General features: G+C 50.0%; 7 protein-coding genes, 1 tRNA gene and 1 pseudogene. All 9 read left to right on the top strand.

What is annotated here, in order from left to right:
• Positions 1-95 precede the first annotated feature (95 nt).
• Positions 96-180: transfer RNA gene (locus ACI4WN_RS03520), tRNA-Leu, on the top strand.
• A gap of 97 nt (positions 181-277) precedes the next feature.
• Positions 278-1,477, top strand: a complete 1,200-nt coding sequence (locus ACI4WN_RS03515) for a glycosyltransferase family 4 protein (RefSeq protein WP_439776984.1) — start codon at positions 278-280, stop codon at positions 1,475-1,477.
• Positions 1,464-2,510: a glycosyltransferase family 4 protein gene (locus tag ACI4WN_RS03510; protein ID WP_439776983.1), complete on the top strand. Its 1,047-nt coding sequence runs from the start codon at positions 1,464-1,466 to the stop codon at positions 2,508-2,510. The genes ACI4WN_RS03515 and ACI4WN_RS03510 overlap by 14 nt, the downstream gene beginning before the upstream one ends.
• Positions 2,503-3,516, top strand: a complete 1,014-nt coding sequence (locus ACI4WN_RS03505; protein WP_439776982.1) for a lysylphosphatidylglycerol synthase transmembrane domain-containing protein — start codon at positions 2,503-2,505, stop codon at positions 3,514-3,516. The genes ACI4WN_RS03510 and ACI4WN_RS03505 overlap by 8 nt, the downstream gene beginning before the upstream one ends.
• Positions 3,517-3,531: 15 nt before the next feature.
• Positions 3,532-5,604 (top strand): LTA synthase family protein, encoded by a 2,073-nt coding sequence (locus ACI4WN_RS03500; protein ID WP_439776981.1) that lies wholly within the window; start codon positions 3,532-3,534, stop codon positions 5,602-5,604.
• Positions 5,605-5,658: 54 nt separating this feature from the next.
• Positions 5,659-5,892 carry a preprotein translocase subunit SecG gene (secG, locus tag ACI4WN_RS03495; protein WP_439776980.1) on the top strand — a complete coding sequence of 78 codons (234 nt, stop codon included), beginning with the start codon at positions 5,659-5,661 and terminating at the stop codon, positions 5,890-5,892.
• A gap of 77 nt (positions 5,893-5,969) precedes the next feature.
• Entirely contained in the window at positions 5,970-8,351 is a 2,382-nt protein-coding gene (gene rnr, locus ACI4WN_RS03490) for a ribonuclease R (protein ID WP_439776979.1), read from the top strand.
• Positions 8,352-8,369: 18 nt separating this feature from the next.
• Positions 8,370-8,831, top strand: coding sequence for an SsrA-binding protein SmpB (gene smpB / locus ACI4WN_RS03485; RefSeq protein ID WP_439776978.1), 462 nt, complete (start codon positions 8,370-8,372; stop codon positions 8,829-8,831).
• Between the two features lie 158 nt (positions 8,832-8,989).
• Positions 8,990-9,235 (top strand): annotated as a pseudogene (locus tag ACI4WN_RS03480) (hypothetical protein); the annotation flags it as partial.

Genomic DNA, 9,235 nt, shown 5'->3' with positions numbered 1-9,235 from the left:
ACTCAAAATCTGGTGTCCATTACGGACGTATCGGTTCGACCCCGATCACCGCTATTTCAAACTTTTTTATTTTTAGGAAAGTTGCGAAATAATACGGCGGTGTGGCGGAATTGGCAGACGCGTCAGACTCAAAATCTGGTGTCCATTACGGACGTATCGGTTCGACCCCGATCACCGCTATGTTTTAAACGGCTCATTTGAGCCGTTTTTTGTTTTTAGCGTTTTTCTTAAGAGGTTTGCACCTCTTTTAGGGATTTTCTATAATATAAAGGATAGTATGGAGGAAATCAAAGTTACTATGAATATTGGCCTGTTTACAGATACCTACTTTCCGCAAAACAGCGGTGTAGCGACTTCAATCAAAACTTTAAAGGAAGCCTTGGAAGCGCAAGGTCATAACGTCTTTATTTTTACCACGACCGACCCAGGCGTGGACAAGGACACGGTAGAAGCCAACATCTTCCGCTTCAGCTCCGTGCCCTTTATTGGCTTTTCTGAGCGCCGGATTGCCTTTCGCGGCCTCTTTGAAGCAGCCAAGGTGGCTAAAGAGGTAAACCTGGACATCGTCCACACCCAAACCGAGTTTTCCATGGGGACCATTGGCAAGTTCGTAGCCAAGCAACTGGAAATTCCGGCCATTCACACCTATCACACCATGTATGAAGACTATCTGCACTATGTGTTAAACGGCCATCTCCTGCGGCCAGTCCACGTTAAGCAGTTCACCAAGGGCTACTTAAAGAACATGGACGGAGTGATCGCCCCTAGTCCCCGCGTAGCCAATTTATTGACCCGCTACGGGGTGGAAATTCCCATGTGGGTGATTCCGACTGGGGTGGACCTGGGAGCCGTCAGCCAGGGCAAAAAGACCGATTTAAGGAAAAAACTGGGCATCAGTGAAGACGCACCAGTCATGCTGACCCTGGGCCGGGTGGCAGCCGAAAAGAAGATTAGCCACATCTTAAAGGTGATGCCGGAACTCTTAGAGGAATTCCCAAACCTAATTTTCGTCATCGCCGGCGATGGCCCGGACGTGGACCAGTTAAAAGACCAGGTTGAACGCCTGACTTTAGAAGGACACGTGATTTTTACCGGCAATGTCGAGCACGACCAGGTGGGCAGCTACTACCAGATGGCTGACCTCTTTGTGTCAGCCAGCGATACCGAAACCCAGGGGCTGACTTATATCGAAGCCCTGGCCAATGGCCGCCGCTGCGTAGTCTACCAGACCGAATATACCGACCAGGTCTTTGACAATCCGGTTTACGGGACGACTTTTGAAACCTACCGGCAGATGAAAGATGCCATTGAAGCTTATCTCCGCCAAGGACGGATTGAAATCCCTGAGGACCTCCTAGCTAAAAAGCTGGATGAAATTTCTGCATCCCGCTTTGCCAGCCGCGTGTGCGACTTTTACCAATTTGCCATCGACAACTACCAAGTGAAAGAGGATAAAGACAAAGATGATCAGAATTAACCATTTTTCCCAAGCTGACTCCGTTGCCGGCCAAGGCGTGGGGGCGGCCTACTTAGAACTGCTCCGCTTGCTTAGAACCCACTTGGTGGACGACTTCTACGTGACCGTCAACAAGTATGGCAAAAGCGACCTGACCCACTACCACACCATCAACCCGACTTACTTTGCTAACAGCTTTTCCAAGGCACGGGGCCGGAAGATCGGCTACGTGCACTTTTTGCCGGATACCCTGGAGGGGTCAATTAAACTCCCTGCACCAGCTAAGAAGGTCTTCTACAACTACGTGATCGACTTTTACAAGCGGATGGACCAGATCGTAGTCGTGAACCCCATCTTTATCGACAAGCTGACCGACTACGGCTTGCAGCGGAGCAAGATTCGCTACATCCCCAACTTTGTGGCTAAGAGTGAATTTTATGAGCAAAGCCAGGCCAAAAAGAACGCAACCCGGAAAGAACTGGGAATTCCGCTAGACAAGTTCGTCGTCTTTGGCGATGGACAAGTGCAAGCGAGGAAGGGCGTTGACGACTTTGCCAAGCTGGCTGAAGCCAACCCTGAGGTTCAGTTTGTCTGGGCCGGGGGCTTCTCTTTTGGCAAGATCACGGACGGCTATGACCACTTCAAGAAGCTGGTCGACAACCCGCCTAAGAACCTGATCTTTACCGGCATCATCGACCGGCCAAAATTGGTGGACTACCTGAACATGGCTGATTTGTTCTTGCTTCCATCTTTTGACGAGCTCTTCCCGATGTCAGTTCTTGAAGCCTTCAGTTGCGGGACGCCAGTGCTTTTGCGGGATTTAGACCTTTACCGGGCCATCATCGATGGCTACTACCTGGCCGGCAAGGACTTTGATGGCCTTAACGACCAGCTCCATTTTGCCATTAACCACCCCAACATCCTGACCCATTACCAAGACCTGTCTCGGCGGGCTAGCCAGCAGTATTCTGAAGATCATTTGGCTGAAATCTGGAAGGACTTTTACACCGAGCAGTACCAGATCGGCCGGGAACTAGGGCAGATTTATGAATAAAAAATCTTTCTGGGGGATCGTCGTGGTCCTCTTGATCTCTGGCTGTGTTTTTTACTTTGACCTCAAGGAAACGCCGGTAAAAGTCTTGGCGGCCGCTGCCAAGCAGATCAGCCCAGGCAAGGTAAGCTTGGTCTTTTTGGCCATGCTCTTGTCTTATCTTTGCGAAGCCCTGATCTTGTGGCTCTTAGCCAAAAGGCCGGGGGAAGCCAAGCGAAGCTTTTGGTCCTACCTCCGCATCCCCTTAATCCAGGCGCTTTTTAACGGGATTACCCCGATGGCGACCGGCGGGCAGCCGTCCCAGCTGGCGGCGATGGCCGAAATGGGGATGCCGATCGGCCGGTCGACTTCGATTTTGATGATGAAGTTCATCTGCTACCAGCTGGTGGTTTTGGCAGCTTACCTGACCGCCTTTGCCAGCGGCTTTTCCCTGGTTGCCAGCAAGTTTGCCGGGCTGGCCATCTTCATCTTTATTGGCTTTGCCCTCCACGTGTCTTCGATCATCCTGCTCTTGCTCGCCATGTTTGCCCATGACTGGACCCGGCGGATGGTGAAAAAATTGATGAGTTTCCTGGGCAAATTTTTGCCAAAAGACAAGGTGGCATCATGGGAAGAAGCCACCCTGGCCCAGGTTGAGAGCTTTTACCAAGAAAGCCAGGCCTTGAAAAAAGAGAAAGAAAAGCTGTGGGGCATCATTCCGCTCACCATCTTGCAGCTGCTGTGCTATTATTCAGCGCCTTACTTGACCCTGTACGCCTTTGGCCTCAAGGTGAACTACTTCCAGGTGACCATCATGACCGTCTTGATCATCATGTTCATGGCCGTCATTCCGGTGCCAGGGGCCAGCGGCGGGGCGGAATTCAGCTTCCAGACCCTTTTTGCCAGCTTTATCGCTCAGTCTGGTTTAGTTGTCACCGCCATGTTTGTCTGGCGCTTTGCCACTTATTTCTTTGGGATGATTCTGGGGATTTTTGCCTGGAGCATTAAGCCGGCGAAAATTCGCGAATAATTAACGAGGTATGTCATGAAAAAATTAGCTGCTTTTGGCAATTGGCTGAGGACGTCGAAGACGGCCTTCTTGTCGCTAGCGGTTTTTGGCTACTGGCTGAAATGCTGCTTGATCTACCTGACCAAGTTTAGCCTGGGAGCCAGCAGCGGGATGCAATATTTCCTGCTCTTTTTAAACCCGATCCCATCGGCGCTGCTCTTGCTCGGAATCGGGATGCTGGTCAAGGGGCGCAAGTCCTACTGGCTGATGATTATCTTCGACTTCATCCTGGCTACCTGGCTTTTTGCCAACATCCTGTACTACCGGGAATTTTCCAACTTCCTATCCTTTTCCTTGATGCAGAATTCCGGCAGCGCGTCGGAAAATTTGGGCAAAAGCATTGCCGGCATCTTAAAAGGAAGCGACTTTTTAGCCTTTTTAGACCCGGTCATCTTGACCATCTTGCTGGCAACCAAGGCCATTAAGATGGACCTGCGGCCCAAGTCTTGGAAATTAAAGACCGGGATCGAAGTGGGCGCCATCTTGCTGGCCGGGGTCAACCTGCTCTTGGCCCAGCAGGACCGGTCGGGCCTCTTGACCAGAACTTTTGACAACAACTACATCGTCAAGTACCTCGGCATCAACGAGTACGCCATCTACGACGGGGTCAAGACGGCCCAGACCAGTGCCCAGATGGCCAATGCCAAGGTGTCAGACCTGTCTTCTGTTAAAAAGTACATCAAGCAAAACTACGTCCAGCCCAATTCCGCTTATACCGGAGTCGCCAAGGGCAATAACGTGATCTACATCCACCTAGAAAGCTTCCAGCAGTTCCTGATTGGCTACAAGTGGCAGGGCAAGGAAGTTACGCCAAATTTAAACAAGCTTTATAAAAACAAGCACACCCTGGCCTTTGATAACTTTTTCAACCAAGTTGGACAGGGGAAGACGTCAGATGCGGAAATGATGCTGGAAAATTCCCTCTTCGGGGTCCAGTCGGGGTCGGCCATGTCGACTTACGGCACTAGCAATACTTTTGAGAGCATGCCAGCGATCCTGAACCAAAAGGCTGGCTACACGACCGCCGTCATGCACGGGGGGACGGGTTCTTTTTGGAACCGGAACAATGCCTACAAGTCCTTTGGCTACCAGTACTTTATGTCCTTAAACTACTATAACTACCAAGACAGCTGGTACCTGGGCTACGGCTTAAAGGACAAGATCTTCTTGAAAGAATCGGCTAAGTACATCGCCAGCCTGCCGCAGCCTTTTTACCTGAAATTAATCACGGTGACCAACCACTACCCTTACATGCTGGACAAGCAGAACCAGTCGATCAAAAAGACGACGACCGGGGACTCCACGGTAGACGGCTACGTGCAAACGGCCCACTACTTAGACCAGGCTATTGGCGAGCTGATGACCTGGCTGAAGAAGACAGGCTTAGACAAAAAGACGCTCTTGGTCTTTTACGGCGACCACTATGGTATCTCCAACAACCACAACGAGGCCATGGCCCAGCTGACCGGGATCAAGAACTACGGCGAATTTGAAGACCAGCAGTACCAAAGGGTGCCGCTCATGTTCTATTCACCAAGCCTGAAAGGCGGGGTCAAGCACACCTATGGCGGGGAAATTGACGTCATGCCAACTTTATTGAACCTGCTTGGCATCTCTAGCAAGAAGATGATTCTTTTTGGCCATGACCTCTTGAGTAAAGACAACCCGCAGCTGGTGGCCCAGCGAAACGGCAACTTTGTGTCGCCCGTTTTTACCAAGGTGGGCAGCACTTACTACTACACCAAAACCGGGAAAAAGGTCACTAGCAAAAAGGACAAGGACCAGTGCCGCATCTTAGCCAACAAGGTAACGACGCAGCTGTCCTTGTCAGACCGGGTGATGACCGGGAACCTGCTTCGCTTTTACAAGCCATCCTGGTTTAAGAAGGTGGATACCAGCGACTTTGACTACAACAAGACGGCGGCTTTGGCCAAGCTGAAAGAGGCGGCCAAGTCTAAGACCAGCCTGAAGAGTCAGCTGGGCAAGAAGGACGCAACTAGTCTTTACAAAACAGATGCGCCGGAACTGAAAAAAACAAAGACAAAGTAAGCTAGAGTATGATATAATAGCTGAGTAATTGTAGAATAAATTGGAGGCAGTACAGTGTATAACGTGATGATGACGCTGTTGATCATTGTTTCAATCCTGATCATCTTTGCAACAATGATGCAGCCACAAAAGCAACAAGATGCCTTGAACGCTTTGTCAGGTGGTGCCGTATTCAGCGGACAAACTAAGAAGCGGGGCTTTGAAGCCTTTATGGAGAAGGTAACCTCAGTATTGTTGGTACTCTTCTTCGCTTTTTCGATTATTTTGGCAATTCTGTCTTCTAAATAATCAAGACCTCCCGATCAGTTGATGGGAGGCTTTTTTTTAGCAAAAAAGCTTTAAGTAAAACTAGTAATGGAGAAAATATGACGCAAAATGAAGCTGCATTGGCGGGAGTGCTTGAAATCTTCCGCCACAATCCCCAAAGACAGTTCACGGTAGACCAGATCGAGCGCCAGGCCCGGCGGGACCGCCTCGGCAACTTTACCGACCTGATCAAGTCTTTGGCGACTTTAGAACATGAGAAAAAGATCATCACTGACGGCAACGGCCGCTACCAATTGACCCAGGAAAATACCGAAGTTGAAGGCGTCTTCCGGGCCAACGACAAGGGCTTTGGCTTTGTCCGCTTAGATGATGAAGAAGCTGACGACATTTTTATCGGGGCTGACAATACTAAATTGGCTCTTGACGGCGACCGGGTCAAGGTCAAGATCACGGTTGGCGGCAACCCTTGGAACGGCAAAGGCCCAGAAGGGGAAGTGCTGGAAATCCTGGAAAGAGGGACCAGTTCCTTGGTTGGGGAATACACCCCACTTGAAGACCTCCAGGTCAAGATCAGCCACTTTGCCGGTTACGTGATTTCTACCAACAAGAAGTTCAAGAAATACAAGGTCTACGTATCTGATCAAGGGATCATTCCGCAACTAGGCGACATGGTCAAGGTAACCATCAAGGACTACCCAAGCGAAGACATTCCTGATTCCATGACCGGGGCCGTAGTGGAAGTCATCGGGAACAAGAACGATCCAGGCGTGGACATCATGTCTATCGTGGCTGAGCACGACATCCGGGTGGACTGGCCAGAAGACGTCCTAGCCCAGGCTAATGCCATCCCTGACCATGTGACTGGCGAAGAGAAAAAGGGCCGGCGGGACATCCGGGACCAAGCGGCCGTGACTATCGACGGCGATGACTCCAAAGACTTTGACGACGCGGTCGTTGTCTGGAAAAAGCCTAACGGCAACTACCACCTGGGCGTCCACATTGCTGATGTTGCCCACTACGTTAAAGAAGGAACGCCTTTAGACCGGGAAGCCTTTGCCCGGGGCAACAGTACCTACCTGGTTGACCGGGTAATCCCGATGCTGCCATTTAGACTGTCAAATGGGATTTGTTCCTTAAACGAAGGCGTAGACCGCTTGGTCTTGTCCTGCGACATGGAAATCACTCCAGATGGTGAGCGGGTAGGCTATGACATCTACCCAGCCCTCATGCGGTCTCATGGGCGGCTAACTTACAACAAGGTTAACCAAGCCTTGACCGATGTCCCAGACAGCGACCTGGAAGACAAGTACGTCAAGGTCCGCCCAATGCTGCGGGAAATGGCAGACTTGCACGAAGTCCTTTACAAGCAAAGACATGACCGCGGCGCCATCGACTTTGAAGAGCCAGAAGCCAAGATCATCGTTGACGACAAGGGCAAGCCGGTTGACATCGTTCTTCACGAACGGGGTACGGCCGAAAAGATGATTGAATCCTTCATGCTGCTAGCCAACGAAACGGTAGCTGAAGCCTACTACAAGAAGCACGTGCCATTTTTATACCGGGTGCACGAAACGCCAGAAGCTGACCGGATTACCAGATTCTTTGAATTCTGCAGCGCCTTTGGCTTAAACATCAAGGCTGACCCTAATGACGTCAAGCCACTCGATTTGCAAAAGGTTGTGACCAAGACCCTGGGCACGCCAGAAGAAGCAGTTGTCCAAATGATGATGCTGCGCAGTCTTAAGCAGGCCCACTACTCTGAAGAACCGCTGGGCCACTTCGGGATTGCGGCTAAGTACTACACCCACTTCACTTCCCCAATCAGACGGTACTCAGACACCATGGTTCACCGGATGATCCACACCTACTTAGAAGAAGGGATGGGCGACGAGGTTAAGGAGCACTTTGCCAGCGAATTGCCAGAAGTTGCTGAGCAAACCTCAACTCAAGAGCGCCGGTCTATCGACACTGAGCGGGCAACTAACGACCTGAAGATGACCGAATACATGGCCGACCAGGTAGGGCAGAAGTTTGATGCGGTTGTTTCATCGGTTACCAGCTTTGGGATGTTCGTCCAATTGGAAAACACGGTGGAAGGCTTGATCCACATCTCTAACCTAAAGGATGACTTCTACTCATACGACGAAAAGACCATGACCTTGACGGGCCGGGGGACGCACAAGCAATATAAGGTAGGGATGCCAATCAAGGTAGTTTTGACCAATGCCAACGTTGAGCAGCACCAATTAGACTTTGAAGTCTATGATCCCGATGCTAAAAAGCGTCCGCATAACGACCGGGGGCAAGGCAGAAATGGCCGAGGCCGCTACCGGGGTGACCGAAACCGCGATAACCGGAACGGCCATGGTGGCCGCGGCAATCGTGACCGCCGGAAGGGCTACAGCGGCGACCGCCAGCACAAGGTAAGCAAGAACAACCGCGGCCAGCGCTTGGGGCAAAGCAGCAAGCGCCCGCGCTAAAGTTAGGGGGCTTTCTGAGTGAAAGAAAAGAAGAAAGAAGATAATGTCTTAGCACAAAACCGGCAGGCAAGACACGATTACTTCATCAAGGACACCTACGAAGCGGGGATTGCCTTGACGGGGACGGAGATCAAGTCGGTTCGGTCAAGACATGTCAGCCTGCGGGACGGATATGTGCAGATCATCAATGGCTCAGCTTTTTTAGAAAATGTGCATATTGATGAATATAAAGAAGGCAATCGTTACAACCATGATCCGCTGAGATCAAGACGCCTGCTTTTGCATAAAAAGGAAATTGCCAAGCTGGCTGAGGTTAAAGCGCAAAGAGGGATGACCATCGTTCCTTTGAAAGTTTACATTAAACATGGCTTTGCCAAGGTCTTGATTGGGGTTGCCCAAGGTAAGAAAGAATACGATAAAAGAGAGACCATTAAAAAGCGCGATCAAGAGAGAGATTTGCGTCGTAAATATGGCATCTAGGAAAGATCCACATTTGTGGATCTTTTTGTTTGGGTAGGATTTGCTTTTCTATACGCGTATAGGAGATAAAATTTTGAAAAGTGTTGAAAGTGACTGTCGGGGGGATAAAATCTAGGTAAAAGTTCATTTGGAAGAAGGGAAAGATATGAGATGGATTTATGAAAAATAAACACAGAATTCCGTTCAGTGCGTGGTCATTGAGCGGATTACTAATAGTTGAATATCTAAATTTTTCATTTTCTGCGCTATTCTTCTTGATCAAAAATGATCCAAACAAGGTTAACATCGATGCAACGATTAAAGGCCTTTTGCAAACTAAGGCGTTTCCTTTTTCTATCTTCGCTTTTGCTGGCATTGCGACACTTTTGGTCATTTACCATTTAGCTAAGAAGGGACAAAAAGAA

The sequence above is a fragment of the Lactobacillus sp. genome (assembly GCF_051893255.1).
Taxonomy (GTDB): domain Bacteria; phylum Bacillota; class Bacilli; order Lactobacillales; family Lactobacillaceae; genus Lactobacillus.
The sequence above is the reverse complement of the archived record's forward strand: the minus strand, read 5'-3'. Positions and strand labels throughout refer to the sequence as shown.

Coding starts and splice junctions, on each gene's coding strand:
- ACI4WN_RS03515 (WP_439776984.1), top strand. CDS start 278: ATGGAGGAAATCAAAGTTACTATGAATATTGGCCTGTTTACAGATACC.
- ACI4WN_RS03510 (WP_439776983.1), top strand. CDS start 1,464: ATGATCAGAATTAACCATTTTTCCCAAGCTGACTCCGTTGCCGGCCAA.
- ACI4WN_RS03505 (WP_439776982.1), top strand. CDS start 2,503: ATGAATAAAAAATCTTTCTGGGGGATCGTCGTGGTCCTCTTGATCTCT.
- ACI4WN_RS03500 (WP_439776981.1), top strand. CDS start 3,532: ATGAAAAAATTAGCTGCTTTTGGCAATTGGCTGAGGACGTCGAAGACG.
- rnr (WP_439776979.1), top strand. CDS start 5,970: ATGACGCAAAATGAAGCTGCATTGGCGGGAGTGCTTGAAATCTTCCGC.